Origin of the sequence: Streptomyces sp. NPDC050564 (assembly GCF_044457265.1) — a bacterium.
Classification (GTDB): Bacteria; Actinomycetota; Actinomycetes; order Streptomycetales; family Streptomycetaceae; genus Streptomyces.
In genome coordinates this window covers 158,791-176,561 of sequence record NZ_JBITGS010000021.1, presented here as the reverse complement: position 1 = coordinate 176,561, position 17,771 = coordinate 158,791, and the positions used below count along the sequence as shown (strand labels likewise).

Below are 17,771 nucleotides of genomic sequence, written 5' to 3'. Positions count from 1 at the left end.
TAACGGCTGGGCAACACAGCGGCCCGCCGCCTGTGGATAACCCACCTGCGACGGGCCGTTCGTTACGTATCGGTACGGAGGGGTGTGCGCCGTTCGGTCGGCCGGCGGCCGTCTTCGGACAGCGGCGGTCGCGCTCAGACGGCAGCCTTCTTCAGCCTTCGCCGCTCACGCTCGGACAGACCGCCCCAGATGCCGAACCGCTCGTCGTTGGCGAGTGCGTATTCGAGGCACTCGGAGCGGACCTCACAGGCGAGGCAGACCTTCTTGGCCTCGCGGGTGGAGCCGCCCTTCTCGGGGAAGAAGGACTCGGGGTCGGTCTGGGCGCACAGCGCGCGCTCCTGCCAGCCGAGTTCCTCGTCCGCGTCGTCGACCAGCAGTTGCTGCACCAGCTCGGTCATGTGCGCCCCTCGTCTGTCTTTCGCGTCCCCGTGATGCTGTCGTTACCGATTTCGGCTGAACGACACGAGTGAAATTACAAGTGTGCCGATCCGGGCCAGTCAAGCCGAGATCTGCTATTGGGCCCCTTATTCACTCTGCGGAACCAAGGCTATGCGGAAAGTGTTCAAATCGGCATAAACCCTGACAGTCCAAGGAGCCCAGGTCAGGCGCCCAACCCCTCACAGGGAAGGACGCCCGGAAGTTCGATCTCGTTCCGAACGTTTCGAACACGAACATCGAAGCGATCCGGATCACAATTGGATCACGGGATCGCAGCGAGGTTTGTGCGCCCGGTTGTGCGCCATGTGTCCGGGGCGACTCCTGCACAAACCTTTCGCCTGCCAGATGAACCGGATGAGGTGAAACATTGCCCACATACCGGACATGAAGTTGACAGTCGAGGTATGAACCGATGTCCTTGTGGGCATGCTCGCGAACTTGGCACTCACCTCGACCCGCACCGCCGGGTCCCACGGTGCTGCCCGCGCTCGCTGTAGCTGTTGTTGCTGTTCCAGCTGTTGAGCCATACCGCGCTCCGGCTGCCCTCCGCCCGCTGAGGCACCCACCGCCCCTATCCGGGCGACTCCTCCCGCTCGCGACCCGGGCGGAACGACCTGCGACACCCCAGCACTCTCCCGCCGAGGAACCACCGCACCCCATGAACAGCGACAGCGACCTCCAGATCGCCGGCGACATCCTCGAAGTGACGCACCTCCTCCAGCCGCCGCGCGAGCACCCCGCCACGGTGGCCGAATTCGTCGGCCTCGCCCGCTCCATCGCCGCCGACCGCTCCCAGTGGGAGCACCTCGTGCAGTACGACGCCACCTCGCGCTGGTACCACCGGCTGCGCACCGGGCCCGGCTATGAGGTGTGGCTCCTTTCCTGGGTGCCCGGACAGGGCAGCGGGCTGCACGACCACGGCCCCTCGTCCGGCGTACTGACGGTCCTCGACGGCGAGCTGACCGAGCGGACCGAACGCGGCACGCGCGCGTTGGGCGCGGGTTCTCAGCGGGTCTTCGCGCCGGGGTACGTCCACGAAGTCGTCAACGACTCGCTCGAACCGGCCGTGAGCCTGCACGTCTATTACCCGGGTCTCACCGAGATGCCGATGCACGCGGCCCAGTGCGCCGCGGCCGCCGTCACCGCCTGAGAAGCGCCCGAGGAGTAACCGCCTGACGCTTTGTCGTACCCGCCTGCAAGACTGAACCCCATGCGCATTGTGGTTCTGGCAGGCGGTATCGGTGGTGCCCGGTTCCTGCGTGGTCTCCAGCGGGTCGTGCCGGACGCGGACATCACGGTCATCGGCAACACCGGCGACGACATCCATCTCTTCGGTCTGAAGGTCTGCCCGGACCTCGACACGGTGATGTACACGCTCGGGGGCGGCATCAACGAGGAACAGGGCTGGGGCCGGGCCGACGAGACCTTCCACCTCAAGGAGGAGCTCGCGGCGTACGGGATCGGACCCGAGTGGTTCGGGCTCGGCGACCGCGACTTCGCGACGCACATCGTGCGGACGCAAATGCTCGGCGCGGGCTATCCGCTCAGCGCCGTCACCGAGGCCCTGTGCGACCGGTGGAAGCCGGGCGTGCGCCTCATCCCCATGTCCGACGACCGCGTGGAGACCCATGTCGCCGTCGAGGTGGACGGCGAACGCAAGGCCATCCACTTCCAGGAGTACTGGGTGCGGCTGCGGGCCTCCGTGCCGGCCGAGGCCATCGTGCCGGTCGGCGCCGAGCAGGCCAAGCCCGCGCCCGGGGTGCTCGAAGCCATCGCCGACGCGGACGTCATCCTCTTCCCGCCGTCCAACCCCGTCGTGTCCGTCGGCACGATCCTCGCCGTGCCCGGCATCCGGGAGGCCATCGCCGACGCGGGGGTTCCCGTGGTCGGCCTCTCGCCCATCGTCGGGGACGCGCCCGTGAGCGGCATGGCCGACAAGGTGCTGGCCGCGGTGGGCGTCGAGTCCACGGCCGCGGCGGTCGCCGAGCACTACGGCTCCGGGCTCCTCGACGGCTGGCTCGTCGACACGGTGGACGCGGCCGCCGTGGAGCGCGTCAACGCGGCCGGCATCCGGTGCCGGGCCGTGCCGCTGATGATGTCCGACCTCGACGCGACGGCGCAGATGGCGCGTGAGGCGCTGACGCTGGCGGAGGAGGTACGAACGCCTTGAGTAGAGCGCAGCCTCCGAAGGAGAGCCTTGGGAACGGCGGACCGTCGGCCGGTTACCGGGTCTGGGCTCTCGACGGGCTTCCCGAGGTTCGTCAGGGGGACGACCTCGCGAAGCTGATCGCCGCGGTCGAGCCCGGACTCGTCGACGGGGACGTGCTCCTCGTCACCTCCAAGATCGTGTCCAAGGCGGAGGGGCGGGTCGTCGAGGCCCTCGACCGTGAGGCCGCCATCGACGCCGAGACCGTACGGGTCGTGGCGCGGCGCGGGGCCCTGCGGATCGTCGAGAACCGACAGGGGCTCGTGATGGCCGCCGCCGGGGTCGACGCCTCCAACACCCCCGCCGGGACCGTTCTCCTGCTCCCCGAGGACCCCGACGCGTCGGCGCGGGCCATCCGGGACGGGCTGCGCGACACCCTCGGCGTGAGCGTCGGTGTCGTCGTCACCGACACCTTCGGGCGACCGTGGCGCACCGGGCTCACCGACGTTGCCATCGGCGCCGCGGGCGTACGCGTGCTCGACGATCTGCGCGGCGGCACGGACGCGTTCGGCAATCCGCTGAGCGCGACCGTCGTCGCCACCGCCGACGAGCTCGCCTCCGCAGGTGACCTGGTCAAGGGCAAGGCCTCCGGGCTGCCCGTCGCCGTCGTGCGCGGACTGCCGCACGTGGTGGCCGAGGACGACGGTGCGGGGGCACGGGCGATGGTGCGCGGCGCGCGCGACGACATGTTCCGCCTCGGCACGTCGGAGGCCGTACGGGAGGCGGTGGCCCAGCGGCGTACCGTACGGGCCTTCACCGACGAGCCCGTCGACCCCGGTGCGGTACGGCGCGCGGTCGCCGCGGCGGTGACCGCTCCGGCGCCGCATCACACCACTCCCTGGCGGTTCGTCCTCCTGGAGTCCGAGGAGTCCCGGACACGGCTGCTCGACGCCATGCGGGACGCGTGGATCACCGATCTGCGGGGCGACGGGAAGAGCGAGGAGTCCATCGCCAAGCGGGTACGCCGGGGTGACGTGCTGCGCAAGGCGCCGTACCTCGTTGTGCCGTGCCTCGTGATGGACGGGTCCCATACGTACGGCGACGTGCGACGGGACGGGGCCGAGCGCGAGATGTTCGTGGTCGCCGCCGGGGCGGGTGTGCAGAACTTCCTGGTCGCGCTGGCCGGGGAGCGGCTCGGATCCGCGTGGGTGTCGTCGACGATGTTCTGCCGCGATGTCGTACGGGAGGTGCTGGGGCTGCCGGAGGAGTGGGATCCGATGGGGGCCGTGGCCGTGGGACACGCGGCCGAGGAGCCGAGAGCTCGGCCGGAGCGGGATGCGGCGGCGTTCATCGAGGTGCGTTGAGGCGGCGCCGTGCGGGAGGGCGGCTGAGGTGGGGGCGTTGTGCAGCGCCCTGTGGAGCGCTCCGGGCGGGACGAGCGTGTACCGCGCCTTGCGGAGCTTCGGCCTGGGGCAGCACTTCGGGCGGGACGAGCGTTGTACGGCGCCGTGTGGAGCGCCTCGGGCGGGACGAGCCTGCCTGGCCCTTCGGGCAGGATCAGCGTTGTACGGCGCCCTGTGGAGCGCCTCGGGCGGGACGAGCCTGCCTGGCCCTTCGGGCAGGACCAGCGTTGTACGGCGCCCTGTGGAGCGCCTCGGGCGGGACGAGCCTGCCTGGCCCTTCGGGCAGGACCAGCGTTGTGCAGCGGCTTGTACTTGCGGGCGGGCGGGGGTGAGTACGGCATCTGGCGGTGCGCTGTCTTGTGTGGGGCGACTCGTGCGTGTCGGGTGAGTGGAGCGCCTACTCTCGTAAGGCATCCCTGGCGCCCCTAGGACCTCATTCATGGCTGGACGTTTCTCTCCTCGGCCGACGCGTACGACCGTGCGCGGCGGGCATGTCGTCGTGCCCGGTGGCGGGGTGCCGCGGCAGGCGGCCGTTACCGGGCGCACTCGTACGTGGACACCCTCGGGGCCGCTCGACCTCGGGCTCGTGCTCGGGCCGCTGCGGCGCGGGCCCGGCGATCCGACGTTCCGGGCGATGCCGGACGGAGCCGTGTGGCGGACCAGCCGTACGCCCGCCGGACCCGGGACCCTCCGGGTCGTGCTGCGGGGCGGTGTGGCCCGGGGCGAGGCGTGGGGACCGGGGGCCGAGTGGCTCCTCCATCAGCTTCCCGAACTGCTCGGCGCGTCCGACGATCCCGACGTCTTCGAACCGCGGCACCGGCTTGTCGCTCTCGCGCGGCATCGGCGGCCGGGATTGCGGCTGACGCGGACCGGGCTCGTGATGGAGTCGCTGATTCCGTCGGTGCTGGAGCAGAAGGTCACCACGGATGAGGCGTATCGGGCGTGGCGGTTGCTCGTACGGAAGTTCGGGGAGCCCGCGCCCGGGCCCGCGCCGGAGCGGATGTACGTCATGCCCGCGCCGCGTACGTGGGCGTTGATTCCCTCCTGGGAGTGGCATCGGGCCGGGGTGGACAACAAGCGGGCTTCCACGATTCTCCGGGCCGTGCGGGTTGCCGCGCGGCTCGAGGAGGCGGTGGGGTTCGATCCCGTGCGGGCTCAGGCTCGGCTCGAGGTGGTGTCCGGGATTGGGCCCTGGACCTCTGCGGAGGTTGTGCAGCGGAGTCATGGGGCGGCGGATTCGGTGACCGTGGGGGATCTTCATCTGCCCGGCATCGTGGGGTATGCCCTGGCGGGGGACCGGGATGCGGATGACTCGGTGATGCTTTCGCTGCTGGAGCCGTATGCGGGGCAGCGGCATCGCGCGGCTCGGTTGATTCTGCTGTCCGGGCGGACGCCGCCGCGGCGGGTGCCGAAGATGCCTCGGGGGGATATCGGGCAGCTGTGAACGCGCGCCTGTGCGGGGGTTGAGGTCCGAGCGGTTGTCGCCCCCTCCGCCCCTGCCCGTCCCATACCTGGGGGCTCCGCCCCCAGACCCCCGTATCGCGCTTCGCGCTCGTCCTCAAGCGCTCGTCCTCAAGCGCCGGACGGGCTGAAACTTCCCCGGCCGGGGCTGAGTTCCCAACCCCGGCCGGAGCCTCGTGCAGCCCTGCGTACTGATCCGAACCGTGCGGCCTGCCTACTGATCCGATGAAAAGCGGATCGCGCCCCCGGGAATGCGGGCGTCGCACCAGACTCGTACCTCGGCGCGGAGTTCGTTGTCCGGGCCGATCGTCGCGCCGTCGCCGATGACCGCGCCGGTGAGGATGGAGCGCTCGCCGATGCGGGCGCGGGCGCCGATGAGGGAGTCGGTGATGACGGCGCCGGGTTCGACGACGGCGCCCTCGAGGATCGTGCTGCCCGAGATGCGGGCGCCCTCGCCGATGCGTGCGCCCTCGCCGACCACCGTGCCGCCGGTGAGTTTGGCGTCGGGGGCGACCGTGGCGGTGGGCAGGATCAGGCGGTCGCCGCAGCGGCCGGGGACGGCCGGGGAGGGGGCACGGCCGAGGACGAGATCCGCGGAGCCGCGCACGAAGGCCTGGGGGGTGCCGAGGTCCAGCCAGTAGGTGGAGTCCACCATGCCCTGGAGATGGGCGCCGGTGGCGAGCAGTTCGGGGAAGGTCTCGCGTTCCACCGAGACCGGGCGGCCCTCGGGGATCGTGTCGATGACCGAGCGGCGGAAGACGTACGCCCCCGCGTTGATCTGGTCGGTGACGATCTCCTCGGGGGTCTGGGGCTTCTCCAGGAAGGCCGTTACGCGGCCGGTCGCGTCGGTGGGGACCAGGCCGTACGCGCGCGGGTCCTCGACACGGGTGAGGTGGAGGGAGACGTCCGCGCCCGTCGTCTCGTGGGTCGTCACCAGCGCCCGGATGTCCAGGCCGGTGAGAATGTCACCGTTGAAGATCAGTACCGGGTCGTCGGGGCCCGAGTGGAGTCGCGACGCGACATTGCGGATGGCGCCGCCGGTGCCGAGGGGTTCCTCCTCGGTGACGTACTCGATGTGGAGGCCCAGCGAGGAGCCGTCGCCGAAGTACGGCTCGAAGACCTCGGCCAGGTAGGAGGTCGCCAGGACGATGTGCTCGACGCCCGCCGCCCTCGCTCGCGCCAGCTGGTGGGTGAGGAACGGGACCCCGGCCGCCGGGACCATGGGCTTGGGAGTGTGCACCGTGAGGGGGCGCAGCCGGGTGCCTCTGCCGCCGACCAGGAGGATCGCTTCTGTCACCTGTCGTCTCTGCTTCCTGCCGGGACCGGCCGAACTGTGTATCGGCCGGCCAGTGTATGCAGACCGTTCGATGGCGCCTTCGATGGCCGTGCGGTGTCCCTCGATGGCCCTCCGTCGACCTCAGGTGATCTCTGCAGCCTCCGGTCGGATCCACCCGCTCCTACCTGCCCTGGTAGCGGGCCGCCGCCTGGCGGGCCGAGCCGAGCTTGCCGTACAGGAGCTTTCCTGGGCACTCGGTGGCGAATCCGTCCCGATGGCCGGAGATCACATTCAGTCGTACGTTCTTTCCTTTTGCATAGAGATTGCCACCGCCCGACTTCAGGTATGTCTTGCCACGCGGATTCGCTCCGAAGAGGCCGAGCTTCCATGCGGTGAGCCGTGCGATGGCGGTGACCGCGTCGCTGGACGGCTTCGTCTTGGCGTAGCTGCCGAGGACGGCGATCCCCATGCTGTCGCTGTTGAAACCGAGAGTGTGGGCGCCCACGACGGGCTTCGTCACGCCCCCGGCGCGACCTTCGTAGATGTTTCCGCACTTGTCGACGAGGAAGTTGTAGCCGATGTCGCGCCAGCCGCTGCTCACCACGTGGTAGCGGTAGATACTGCGGATGACCGAAGGGGCTTGGGAGCAGCTGTAGTTGTTGCCCGACACCGTGTGGTGCACGAAGGCCGCCTTGACCTTCTTCGTGTAGACGAAGTCGCCTTCACGCAGGCTCTCGTCCGCGCCCCAGCCGCTGCGCGTGATGATGCGCGGACGTGGGCCGATGTACGGCTTCACGCGCTCGTCGCCCCCGCTCGCGGCGATGAATTCGCGCTCCGTCTCCTGCCGGGAGAGCGCGGGGATCTCCCTGGCGCCGAGGGGTGCGAGATCGGCGTTGGCGGAGGACGCGGCGGCGTCCTTCGCGGACATGGCGCCGGCGGGCGTGCCGTCGGCGGCGGGGGTGCCCGTGCCGTCCGTGTCGTCCACGGGCGCGTTCGCGAGCGGCTGGTCCACGGAAGCGTCTTTGGCCGGCTCGCCCGCGGAAGCGTCCGCGATCAGGCCGCTCGCGGCAGCGACCGCAGACGACACGGCCATGGAAGCGATCTCAGTCAGTTTGCCCATGGGCGTGACCGGGGTGGGATCCAGCGGGGGCGCGCCCTCGTGTGCGCTGCCCGTCGGTGCGCTCTCGCGTGCGTCGCTCATCTGCACGCCCTCACGCGGGGCATCCGCGCCGGGGTCGACGAGTTCGAGGTGGAGACCCCTGGGGAGCGGTGAGTCGCCGGGGGTGGTCCCCCGTTCGTCCTCCTTCGCCCGGTCCGCCTGGACGCGCGCCTCGACGCCGTCCGAGTTCCCCACCCACAACGGCGCCGTGGAGCCGTGCACCCGGCCCGATGCCCCCTCGGCGGTGTCCGGGTCGGGGGCGTGCTCGTGGTTGTGTGTCTCGACGTCCTGCCAGTCGGACCAGTGGCCGGTCCCGACCGCGCGGGTACGGACCTGGACGCGGCCGTGCAGCTCGCTGTGCGGGTTGTCCCAGATGACGCCGACCAGCGAGAACGGCCGTACGTCACGTCGGGCGAGATCCTGTTCGGGCGCGGCGGGCCCGAGGGCCCGTTGGTCGTCGGGCGGGGCGAGCGGCAGGGACTGAGTGCTGCCGGCGATGCCCGGCTCGGACGTCACCGCCGATGTTCCGGCCTGTGCCGGGGCGGGCAGGGTCAGCGGAAGGGCGAGTGCGGCCGCGCAGGTGACGCCGACCGAGGAAGCAAGGAATTCATGCATGCCCCTGATCGTGGACATAGCCGTATATATCTGTCCATCGGGGATTTGACGGGCCGTCTGGCACGCTCGTCCGAACCGGTGGCGCGGGCAGACCGCCCCACGCGCCGCCCCCGCGTACGCTTGCGCGCGTGAATGCCACCGACCGCACCCCCGCCGACCTGCTGCGATCCGCGCTCGCCACGGACCCCGCGCGCCCCCTGGTGACCTTCTACGACGACGCCACGGGCGAACGTGTCGAATTGTCCGTGGCCACCTTCGCCAATTGGGTGGCCAAGACCGCCAATCTGCTCCAGGGCGAACTGTCCGCCGAGCCCGGCGAACGGGTCGCGCTGCTGCTGCCCGCGCACTGGCAGACGGCGGTGTGGCTGCTCGCGTGTTCCTCGGTCGGCGTCGTCGCGGATGTCGGGGGCGACCCGGGCGCGGCGGACCACGTCGTCGCCGGGCCCGGGCAGTTCGAGGCCGGGCTCGCCTGCTCCGGGGAGCGCGTCGCCCTCTCGCTCGCACCGCTCGGGCGTCGCTTCCCGACTCCGCCCGCCGGGTACGCCGACTACGCCGTCGAGGTGCCGTCCCAGGGCGACCGCTTCGTACCGTTCGGGCCGGTGGACCCGGAGGAGCCCGCGCTGATCGTCGCCGGGGCCGAGTACACGAGCGCGGAGGTTGTCGAAATGGCCCGTTCGGAGGCGCCGGCGCTCGACCTGACCGGGCCGGGCTCGCGGATTCTGTCGGCGCTTCCCTACGACACGTGGGAGGGGCTCAGCGCCGGGTTGTACGCGCCGCTCGCCACCGGGGGGTCCGTGGTGCTGTGCCGCCATCTGGAGCAACTCGGTGAGGACACGGTCGCCAAGCGGATCGAGAGTGAGCGGGTGACGGCTACCGCTCGCTGACGATTCTCCGGGGAGGCCGCCTGTTGAGCACAGGCCGTTCTCCGGGGAGGCCGCCTGTTGAGCCCAGGGTGTTCTCCGGGGAGGCCGCCCCGTTGACCTCAGGCCGTCTGCGGCTGGTCGCGCAGTTCCGCGCGCCCGCACAGGGCCGTCCGACGCCTGCGGGCCCACTCGTGGCCGATCGTCCGCTCCCCACACCCCCGACACGGGCCGCTCCACGCCCGCGGGCCGACTCGTGGCCGATCGCCCCACTCTCCACGTCCCCCCACAAGGTCGCCCCACGCCCGCGGGCCGACTCGTGGCCGATCGCCCCGCTCCCCACACCCCCGACAAGGCCGCCCGACGCCTGCGGGCCATTCGTGGCTGATCGCGCCGTTCACCGCGCCCCTGGCGGGGCGCTCATCCCCCATTCGGCCCATCACCGCCCGCCCCCCTCCCCCGCCCCGAGCCATGGTCGTAAGAGCACCGCAGCGCGACATGTCCGTACGCCATGAGGGGTGGATCCGCTCGTGACCGACACCGCAGGCACGCCCTCCGGAGGCCCGGTAGGGCCGGGGCTGGGAGCGTCGCCCACCGGGGCCGGTCTCATACGTCGGCGGCGGCGCTGGCTGCGCTGCGCGGCGATTGGTGTGACGGGTGTGGTGCTCGGCGTCGTGGGGGTGGGCTGGGCGGCGTACGAGAAGCTGAACGGGAACATCACGTCGGACGAACGCGCCGCCGCCGAGCTGGCCCGGTACGAGAAGGAGCGGCCCACCTCGCTGGTGCGTGACGCGCAGAACATCCTGCTGATCGGATCGGACTCGCGCTCGGGGGACGGGAACCGGAAGTACGGGCGGGACTCCGGGACCGAGCGGTCCGACACCACGATCCTGCTGCACCTCGCGGCGGACCGGCACAGCGCGACCGCCGTCTCGCTGCCCCGCGACCTGATGGTGAACGTGCCGAGCTGCCGACGCCCGGACGGCACGCGCACCCTGCCGACGTTCGCGATGTTCAACTCCGCCTTCGAGACGGGCGGTTCGGCCTGCACGATCCGGACCGTCGAGAAGCTCACCAACATCCGCGTCGACCACCACATGGTCGTCGACTTCCATGGCTTCAAGGACATGGTCGATGCCGTGGACGGCGTCGAGGTGTGCTTGAAGGAACCCATCGACGACAAGGCCGCCAAGCTGAAGCTGCCCGCGGGCAAGGTCACGCTCAACGGTGAGCAGGCCCTCGGCTACGTCCGCGCCCGCAAGAGCATCGGCGACGGCAGCGACACCGACCGGATGGACCGCCAGCAACGGTTCCTCGGCGCGCTCGTCAACAAGGTGCAGAGCAACGACGTCCTGCTCAACCCGACGAAGCTCTATCCCGTGCTCGACGCGGCCACCTCGTCGCTCACCACGGACCCGGATCTGGCGAGCCTGCGCGGACTGTACGACCTGGTGCGCGGCATGCGCGACATCCCCACGGAACATGTGCAGTTCCTGACGGTGCCCCGGACGTCGTACGTCCACAACCCCAATCGCGACCAGCTCGTGGAGCCCGCGGCGGCACACCTTTTCACGCGGCTGCGTTCGGACGAACCGGTGGCGGTCTCGAAGGACCTTCCGGAGGATTCCACCCCACAGCCCAAGGAATCACCGTCCCAGAGCACCCTTGAGTCCCTCTCGCGCAACTACGGAGAGGAGTCGGCCAAGGACGGAAAGTCGAGCGGAAAGCGGCTCGGCGCACCCGCCGACACCCCTGATCCGGCGCCGACTTTCCGCGGGAACACCGCGGCCGAGGACGCCTGCGAGTAAAGCGCACACCAAGGTGGGGAACTGCTGAGCTAAGAAGTCTCTGAGAAATAGGGCGGATTGCCCAGTTGTAGGGACGTGGAATTTGTCACCGCCGTCGCTCGACGCTGAACTGGGCGGATAGTGTGAGCGATCCGGTGCACCCGGCCACGAGGTCAGTCCTGGGGGTCGCGCACTGCTTGACCGAGACCCGAGCGCCTTCAAAGGGGGGAAAGGCGCCGCGTGCCCCCGACGGAGGATTCAGACAACCGTGGACGCGCAAGGCCGTGGGCGGGCGGACAACATCGACCCCGCAGACCAGTGGGTACTCAACCCGAACACCGGTGAATACGAACTGCGACTGACCCCTTCCGCACCGCAGTCGGGGGTGCCCAGGCCGCGAAGGGGTTCCGGTGCTCCCGCGGGAGCGCGTGCCCGCACGGCGCCGGGCCGGGACCGTCCGGCTCCCGGCACCACCGGCGTGCCGGGACCGCGTCGCCGCCGTACGGAACCGCCGGAGCCCGTCCCCGGGCGGCGGCGGGGGCGTACGAAGCCGAAGAAGTCGAAGGCGAAGAAGATCCTGCTGTGGACCGGCGGCAGCATGGCCTTCGTGCTGATCGCCGTCTCGGCCGCCGGGTACGCCTACCTCAAGCACCTCGAGGGCAACGTCAACACGACGGACATCGGCAACTCGGGCAAGAACGGCTTCAGCAAGGACGATGCCTTCAACATCCTGATCATCGGTACGGACAAGCGCACCGGCAAGGGCAACGAGGGCTACGGCGACAAGGGCAGCGTCGGGCACGCCGACACCAACATCCTGCTGCACGTCTCCAAGGACCGGACGAACGCGACCGCGATGAGCATTCCGCGCGACCTGATCGTGAACGTCCCGAACTGCAAAGGGACGAAGCGGTCCGACGGCACCTACGACACCATCAAGGGCACGGAGAACGTCCGCTTCAACACCAGCCTCGGCCAGGCCGGGCGCAACCCGGGCTGCACGATGGACACCGTCAAGGCGGTCACCGGCATCACGGTCGACCACTTCATGATGGCCGACTTCAACGCGGTGAAGACGCTGACCAGCGCGGTGGGCGGCGTCGACGTCTGTCTTGCCAAGGACGTCAACGACCCCGACTCGCACCTCAAGCTCTCGAGGGGCAAGCACACCATCGAGGGCGAGCAGGCCCTGGCCTTCGTGCGCACCCGGCACAGTTTCGGCAACCAGGGCGACCTCGACCGCATCAAGGTGCAGCAGCAGTTCCTGGGCTCCCTGATGCGCAAGATGAGCTCCAGCAACACCCTCACCAGCCCCACCAAGCTGTTCAAGCTGGCCGAGGCCGCCACCAAGGCGCTGACGGTGGACACCGGGATAGGAAAGGTCAGCACCCTCAAGGACATGGCCCTGGAGCTGAAGAAGGTGCCGACGAAGAACATCACCTTCACCACCGTGCCGGTCCTCGACAACCCGGCGGACGGCGTGGTCCACAAGACGGTCATCGTCAACCCGACGACGGGGCCCGAGGTCTTCGACGCGATCAAGAACGACGTCTCCTTCACCGCGGTGAAGCAGAAGGAGAAGAAGGAGAAGGCGGCGGTGGCCGCCCGGCTCAAGGGCTCCCGTTCCGCCGCCTCCGAGATCCGCGTCGACATCTACAACGGCGGCGCCGAGTCCGGCTCCGCACAGGAAACTCTTAACTGGCTGCAGAATAGTGAGGGCGTGACCAAGTCCAGCCAGCTCGGAAACGCTGACGCAACACTCAGCAAGACGACCCTGGAGTACTCTCCCGACCAGGCAGATCAGGCACGCAAACTGGCGGACCTCATGGGGCTGTCCGCTTCCGCGATGAAGCCTGGCAAGAGCGAGAAGAACGCACAGGGTCTGCCCGCGATCGTGCTGACCCTGGGCAAGGACTTCAAGGGCGCCGGGGTGTCGATGAGCACTGCGACGAAGGCGCCGGACGTCGACAAGTCCACGGCGGACAAGACGGTGTGCGCCAGCTGATGACCTAACGGGTCCGTCAGACGTCTAACAGGGCGTGAGGTGCGTCCGGTTCGGGCGCGCGAAGCGTCCGGTTCGGACGCGCGACGGACCCGTTTGTCAGGCGCAGGGTGGGGAGGGGCAGGGAGATGGCGCAAAGCAGTGTGCGTGGGGAGGGAGCACGACCACGCGTCCGGCGAGCCGGTGGGGCCGGTGAACCGGGCTGGGACGACAGTCTGTACGACGAGAACGGCGATCCGGTTCACCGGACCGACGATGCTTCCGTTCGGACGGCCGACGGCGATGGCCGTCGTACGGCCGACGACACGATGCCGCTCAAGCCGCAGGGGCACGGCCGGCACGGCGGCGGCGGTGGGCGCCGGCACGGGGGCGGGGGGCGCCCGCGTCGCAGACGCCGCATCCTGCGCTGGTCGGCGACGGTCCTGGCGGTCCTGATACTCGGCACCGCCGGTGCCGGTTATCTCTACTACCAGCACCTGAACGCCAACATCAAAAAGAAGGACCTGAACATCGGCGACGAGAAGGACCGCGCCGCCGAGTCCAAGCCGAACGCGGCGGGTCAGACGCCGCTGAACATCCTGCTGATCGGTTCGGACGCCCGCGACTCCGCGGAGAACCAGAAGCTCGGCGGAGCCAAGGACACCTTCAACACCGCGCCGCGCGCGGACGTCCAGATGCTGCTGCACGTCTCGGCGGACCGCAGCAACATGTCGGTGGTCAGCATGCCGCGCGACACGCTGCTGCAGATACCCAAGTGCACCGACCCGGACACCGGGAAGACCTACGCGGCGAGCACCTTGCCCACGATCACCAACGACTCGCTGGGCCGCGGCGGCCCCGGCTGCACGGTCGCCACCTGGGAGAAGCTCACCGACATCCACATCGACCACTTCATCATGGTCGACTTCGCGGGCGTGGTGTCCATGGCCGACGCCATCGGCGGCGTCCCGGTCTGCGTGGACGCCAACATCTACTCGCACACCTCCTCCGGCCACGGCTCCGGGCTGAAGCTCGAGGAGGGCACGACGTCCATCAAGGGCAAGCAGGCCCTGCAGTGGCTGCGGACGCGGTACGGCTTCGAGGACGACACCGACATCGCCCGGACCAAGGCCCAGCACCAGTACATGAACTCGATGGTCCGCCAGCTGCGCGACAACGCCACACTCAGCAGCCCCAACAAGCTGCGCAAGCTCGCCGAGACGGCCACCAGCGCGCTGACCGTCGACGAGGGCCTCGGGTCCGTGACGAAGCTGTACGACCTGAGCAAGGAGCTGAAGAAGGTCCCGAGCAAGCGGATCACCATGACGACGATGCCGTGGCAATACTCGTCGACCAGCAGCGGCCGGGTGGTGCCCAAGCCGGGTGACGCGGCGAAGCTCTTCCGGCTGGTCCGCGAGGACATCGCGTTGGACGGCAAGGACAAGAAGAAGGCCGCCAAGGAGAGGACGTCGTCCGACCCGGCCGCCGCGGACGACAAGATCGGCGTGACCGTGCAGAACGGCACTCGCACGTCCACCCTGGCCCCGGTCGGCGGACGCGCGAGCACCGTGACCCAGTGGGTCGTCGGCAAGGGCTTCACACAGGCGAGGGCCGACACGATGACGGCGACCGCCGAGGACACGACGGTCATCCGCTATCCCAGCGCCGACCTGGAGGGCGACGCCCTGCGGGTCGCCAAGGCCCTCGGGATTCCGACGAGCGCGGTGAAGAGGTCGACGGCTGTCTCCGGGGTCACGCTGGTCGTCGGCGCCGACTGGCGGGACGGCACCACGTACAAGGCGCCCGAGGACGACGACAAGACGCCGAAGTCGGCGGACGTCCTCAACGGCTCGGACAAGTCGGCGTGCATGCACGTGGACCCGGACTACACCTGGTAGTCCGTATGCCGGACTGCACCTGGTAGTCCGTACAGACGAGTCCCTGGCATAAGAGTGGGGCCCCTCTCGACTCCGAGAGGGGCCCCACTCTTATGCGTGGAGGTTCAGTTGGCGCTGAGTACCGCCGGACGCCGGGACGCGATGACCTTCCTGGCCAGCGCCTTCGGGCTGGTGAGGAAGCCGAGGCCCCACGACATGTGCATAGTGGCGAGGGCGATGGGGATCTGGAGGCGTGCCTTCAGCGGCAGCCCCTTGCCGGCGGGCAGTGAGCCGAGCGCGATGGCCGCGAGGTAGCCGCCGGGGATCAGGAATCCCCAGGGCGTCAGCGCCGCGCCGACGACCACACCCGCCGCGATCGCGCAGACCGCGGTCGGGGGTGCGAGGTAGCGCAGGTTGATGGAGCCCTCGTGGTAGCGGGCGACGACGTGCCGCCAGCGCCCGTAGTCCTTGTACTGCTTGGCGAGAGCCTTGACGGAGGGCCGCGGCCGGTACGACACCCGCAGCTCGGGCGAGAACCAGATGAGTCCGCCCGCCTCCCGGATCCGGAAGTTCAGCTCCCAGTCCTGGGCGCGGATGAACTCCTCGTTGTAGCCGCCCTGCTGCTCCAGGGCTTCGCGCCGGAAGACACCGAGGTAGACGGTCTCGGCGGGCGCGGCCTCGCCGCCCGTGTGGAACGCGGCGTTGCCGACCCCGATCTTCGAGGTCATGGCGGCCGCGACCGCGTGCTCCCAGTCGTTCTCGCCTTCGGCGTGCATGATGCCGCCGACGTTCTGCGCGCCGGTCTCCTCCAGGAGGCGTACGGCGGTCGCGATGTAGTTGGGCGACAGCATGCCGTGCCCGTCGACGCGTACGACGACGGGGTGCCGGGACGCCTTGATCGCGGCGTTCAGCGCGGCGGGGGTGCGCCCGGTCGGGTTCGGCACGGTGTGCACGCGCGGATCTTCCCGTACGAGTTCGGCGGCGATCTCCTCCGTACGGTCCGTGGAGGGACCGACGGCGATCACCACCTCCATCTCGCCGTCGTACTGCTGCGCCAGGATCGCTTGGACGGCCCCGCGCAGATGCCGCTCCTCGTTGAGGACGGGCATGATCACAGAAACGGCGGGGGGCCGCACGTCAGACTTCTCGCTCATCGGACGTCACGTTACCGCGAACGGGGGACACCGGCGCGCGCCGCCCGGCCTACGGCCCGGGCCGCAGATCGTATCGGCCTACGGTGCTCACGGATCCCCACGCCCGGCCTACGCGGAGGTGTCCCCTTGCCCAGCCCGCCCCGCTCCCCGGCGCGCCCTCAGCGCCACCAGCAGCCGTCCCGCCCGCGGCGGGCCCCCGTACGGCCGCCCGTACGGCGCAAGAAGCCGCGCTGGGCCATGCGGATGGTGACGACCATCTCCGTGGTGGTCCTCGCCTCGGCGGGCATCGGGCACGCGGTGGTCACCAGCCTGGACGCGGACATCGCCCGGGTCGACCCCTTCAAGGACATGAAGAACCGCCCCGAGGCCGGCCACGGTATGAACGTGCTGCTGGTCGGCACCGACGGCCGGGACAAGATCACGGAGGCGGAGCGGCGGAAGTTCCGGCTGGGCGGAGCGCCCTGCCACTGCACCGACACGATCATGATCGTGCACATCTCGGAGGACCGGGAGCGGGCCAGCATCGTCAGCCTGCCGCGCGACTCGTACGCGCAGACGCCCGCGCACACCGACGAGACCACCGGCACGCAGCACGGCTCCCACCCGATCAAGCTCAACGCGGCGTACGCGGAGGGCGGCCCGAACCTGACCGTGCGCACCGTCGAGAACATGACCCATGTCAAGATCGATCACTATCTGGAGGTCGACTTCACCAGCTTCATGAAGACGGTGGACGTGCTCGGCGGCGTGGAGATCTGCACCGCAAAGCCCCTGAAGGACTCGTACACCGGTCTCGATCTGGCGGCGGGCTCGCATCTGCTGGGCGGCGGGCAGGCGCTCCAGTACGTACGTGCCCGGCATGTCGACGGGGCCTCCGACCTCGGCCGGATGCAGCGCCAGCAGCGCTTCCTGGCGGCGCTGGTCGGGCGGGCCACCTCCTCCGGGGTGCTGATGAACCCGATGAAGTTCCGCGACGTGACCCGGGCCGTGCTGGGCTCGGTCCGCGCGGACAAGGGGTTCGGCACTGACGAGCTGCTGGACCTGGGGCGGGCCATGCGGAAGTTCTCGCCCTCCTCGTCGGAGTTCGCGACCGTGCCGATCGGGCAGATGGCATACGTCGTCAAGGGCATCGGTTCGACGCTGAAGTGGGACCCCGCCAAGTCGGCGAAGCTGTTCCAGTCGCTGCGCGACGACAAGCCGATCGCGGTGCACAAGGCGCGGCCCAAGTCCGTGCGCGTCGACGTGGCCCCGCAGCAGATCAAGGTCCAGGTCGAGAACGGGACGGCCACGACGGGCCTCGGCAAGCGCGTCGACGGCGCACTGTCCGCCCTCGGATTCCGTACGACGGGCCGGCCCAGCAGCGCGTCGGCCGCGACCGTCCCGCGCACCGTCATCTCCTACGACCCCCGGTGGGACCGCTCGGCGAAGTCCCTCGCGGCCGCGCTGCCCGGCGCGGAGCTGCGCGCGGTCAAGGGGCAGGGCCAGCTGCTGAAGGTGACCGCCGGGGCGGACTTCAAGCAGGTCAGGCGGGTGCGGGCGGAGGATCCGTATCAGGGGGAGTTCGGGGCGGCGACGGGGGATCAGGTGATGTGTCCGTAAGGCACCGAGCCTTGG

13 protein-coding genes are annotated in these 17,771 nt (G+C 69.9%); 9 read left to right on the top strand and 4 right to left on the bottom strand.

Translation table 11 applies throughout. From position 1 onward, the window contains the following. Window positions 1–134 precede the first annotated feature (134 nt). Window positions 135–398 (bottom strand): WhiB family transcriptional regulator, encoded by a 264-nt coding sequence (locus ACIBK0_RS30915; RefSeq protein WP_003975777.1) that lies wholly within the window; start codon window positions 396–398, stop codon window positions 135–137. A 698-nt stretch (window positions 399–1,096) separates the two neighbouring features. Between ACIBK0_RS30915 and ACIBK0_RS30910 the strand changes: the two genes are divergently transcribed. The 4 genes from ACIBK0_RS30910 to ACIBK0_RS30895 all read left to right on the top strand — a co-directional run bounded on the left by ACIBK0_RS30910 (window position 1,097) and on the right by ACIBK0_RS30895 (window position 5,431). Further along, complete coding sequence (locus ACIBK0_RS30910; RefSeq protein WP_399087150.1) at window positions 1,097–1,588, top strand: cysteine dioxygenase; 492 nt, start codon at window positions 1,097–1,099, stop codon at window positions 1,586–1,588. A 60-nt stretch (window positions 1,589–1,648) separates the two neighbouring features. Then, window positions 1,649–2,608: a 2-phospho-L-lactate transferase gene (gene cofD, locus ACIBK0_RS30905; protein WP_399087148.1), complete on the top strand. Its 960-nt coding sequence runs from the start codon at window positions 1,649–1,651 to the stop codon at window positions 2,606–2,608. Continuing rightward, window positions 2,605–3,948, top strand: coding sequence for a coenzyme F420-0:L-glutamate ligase (locus tag ACIBK0_RS30900; RefSeq protein WP_399087146.1), 1,344 nt, complete (start codon window positions 2,605–2,607; stop codon window positions 3,946–3,948). The genes cofD and ACIBK0_RS30900 overlap by 4 nt, the downstream gene beginning before the upstream one ends. Before the next feature lie 478 nt (window positions 3,949–4,426). After that, window positions 4,427–5,431 (top strand): DNA-3-methyladenine glycosylase family protein, encoded by a 1,005-nt coding sequence (locus tag ACIBK0_RS30895; RefSeq protein ID WP_399087144.1) that lies wholly within the window; start codon window positions 4,427–4,429, stop codon window positions 5,429–5,431. A gap of 231 nt (window positions 5,432–5,662) precedes the next feature. Here ACIBK0_RS30895 and ACIBK0_RS30890 read toward each other — a convergent pair whose 3' ends face one another. Continuing rightward, window positions 5,663–6,745: a sugar phosphate nucleotidyltransferase gene (locus ACIBK0_RS30890; protein ID WP_399087142.1), complete on the bottom strand. Its 1,083-nt coding sequence runs from the start codon at window positions 6,743–6,745 to the stop codon at window positions 5,663–5,665. A 160-nt stretch (window positions 6,746–6,905) separates the two neighbouring features. Further along, window positions 6,906–8,498, bottom strand: a complete 1,593-nt coding sequence (locus ACIBK0_RS30885; RefSeq protein ID WP_399087140.1) for a peptidoglycan recognition protein — start codon at window positions 8,496–8,498, stop codon at window positions 6,906–6,908. A gap of 128 nt (window positions 8,499–8,626) precedes the next feature. On the opposite strand from ACIBK0_RS30885, the gene ACIBK0_RS30880 reads away from it, so the two are divergent. The 4 genes from ACIBK0_RS30880 (at window position 8,627) to ACIBK0_RS30865 (ending at window position 15,024) form a co-directional block, all read left to right on the top strand. Further along, entirely contained in the window at window positions 8,627–9,382 is a 756-nt protein-coding gene (locus tag ACIBK0_RS30880; protein ID WP_399087138.1) for a TIGR03089 family protein, read from the top strand. 506 nt (window positions 9,383–9,888) lie between these two features. Continuing rightward, entirely contained in the window at window positions 9,889–11,166 is a 1,278-nt protein-coding gene (locus ACIBK0_RS30875) for an LCP family protein (RefSeq protein ID WP_399087136.1), read from the top strand. Between the two features lie 247 nt (window positions 11,167–11,413). After that, window positions 11,414–13,150, top strand: coding sequence for an LCP family protein (locus ACIBK0_RS30870; protein WP_399087134.1), 1,737 nt, complete (start codon window positions 11,414–11,416; stop codon window positions 13,148–13,150). A gap of 125 nt (window positions 13,151–13,275) precedes the next feature. Then, window positions 13,276–15,024, top strand: a complete 1,749-nt coding sequence (locus ACIBK0_RS30865) for an LCP family protein (protein WP_399087132.1) — start codon at window positions 13,276–13,278, stop codon at window positions 15,022–15,024. 104 nt (window positions 15,025–15,128) lie between these two features. On the opposite strand, the gene ACIBK0_RS30860 is transcribed toward ACIBK0_RS30865, so the two are convergent. After that, entirely contained in the window at window positions 15,129–16,157 is a 1,029-nt protein-coding gene (locus tag ACIBK0_RS30860; protein WP_399087130.1) for a glycosyltransferase family 2 protein, read from the bottom strand. Between the two features lie 237 nt (window positions 16,158–16,394). Between ACIBK0_RS30860 and ACIBK0_RS30855 the strand changes: the two genes are divergently transcribed. Next, window positions 16,395–17,756, top strand: coding sequence for an LCP family protein (locus tag ACIBK0_RS30855; protein ID WP_399087196.1), 1,362 nt, complete (start codon window positions 16,395–16,397; stop codon window positions 17,754–17,756). Window positions 17,757–17,771: the final 15 nt, after the last annotated feature.

Coding starts and splice junctions, on each gene's coding strand:
- ACIBK0_RS30910 (WP_399087150.1), top strand. CDS start 1,097: ATGAACAGCGACAGCGACCTCCAGATCGCCGGCGACATCCTCGAAGTG.
- ACIBK0_RS30855 (WP_399087196.1), top strand. CDS start 16,395: ATGCGGATGGTGACGACCATCTCCGTGGTGGTCCTCGCCTCGGCGGGC.
- ACIBK0_RS30915 (WP_003975777.1), bottom strand. CDS start 398: ATGACCGAGCTGGTGCAGCAACTGCTGGTCGACGACGCGGACGAGGAA.
- cofD (WP_399087148.1), top strand. CDS start 1,649: ATGCGCATTGTGGTTCTGGCAGGCGGTATCGGTGGTGCCCGGTTCCTG.
- ACIBK0_RS30885 (WP_399087140.1), bottom strand. CDS start 8,498: ATGCATGAATTCCTTGCTTCCTCGGTCGGCGTCACCTGCGCGGCCGCA.
- ACIBK0_RS30860 (WP_399087130.1), bottom strand. CDS start 16,157: ATGAGCGAGAAGTCTGACGTGCGGCCCCCCGCCGTTTCTGTGATCATG.
- ACIBK0_RS30895 (WP_399087144.1), top strand. CDS start 4,427: ATGGCTGGACGTTTCTCTCCTCGGCCGACGCGTACGACCGTGCGCGGC.
- ACIBK0_RS30865 (WP_399087132.1), top strand. CDS start 13,276: ATGGCGCAAAGCAGTGTGCGTGGGGAGGGAGCACGACCACGCGTCCGG.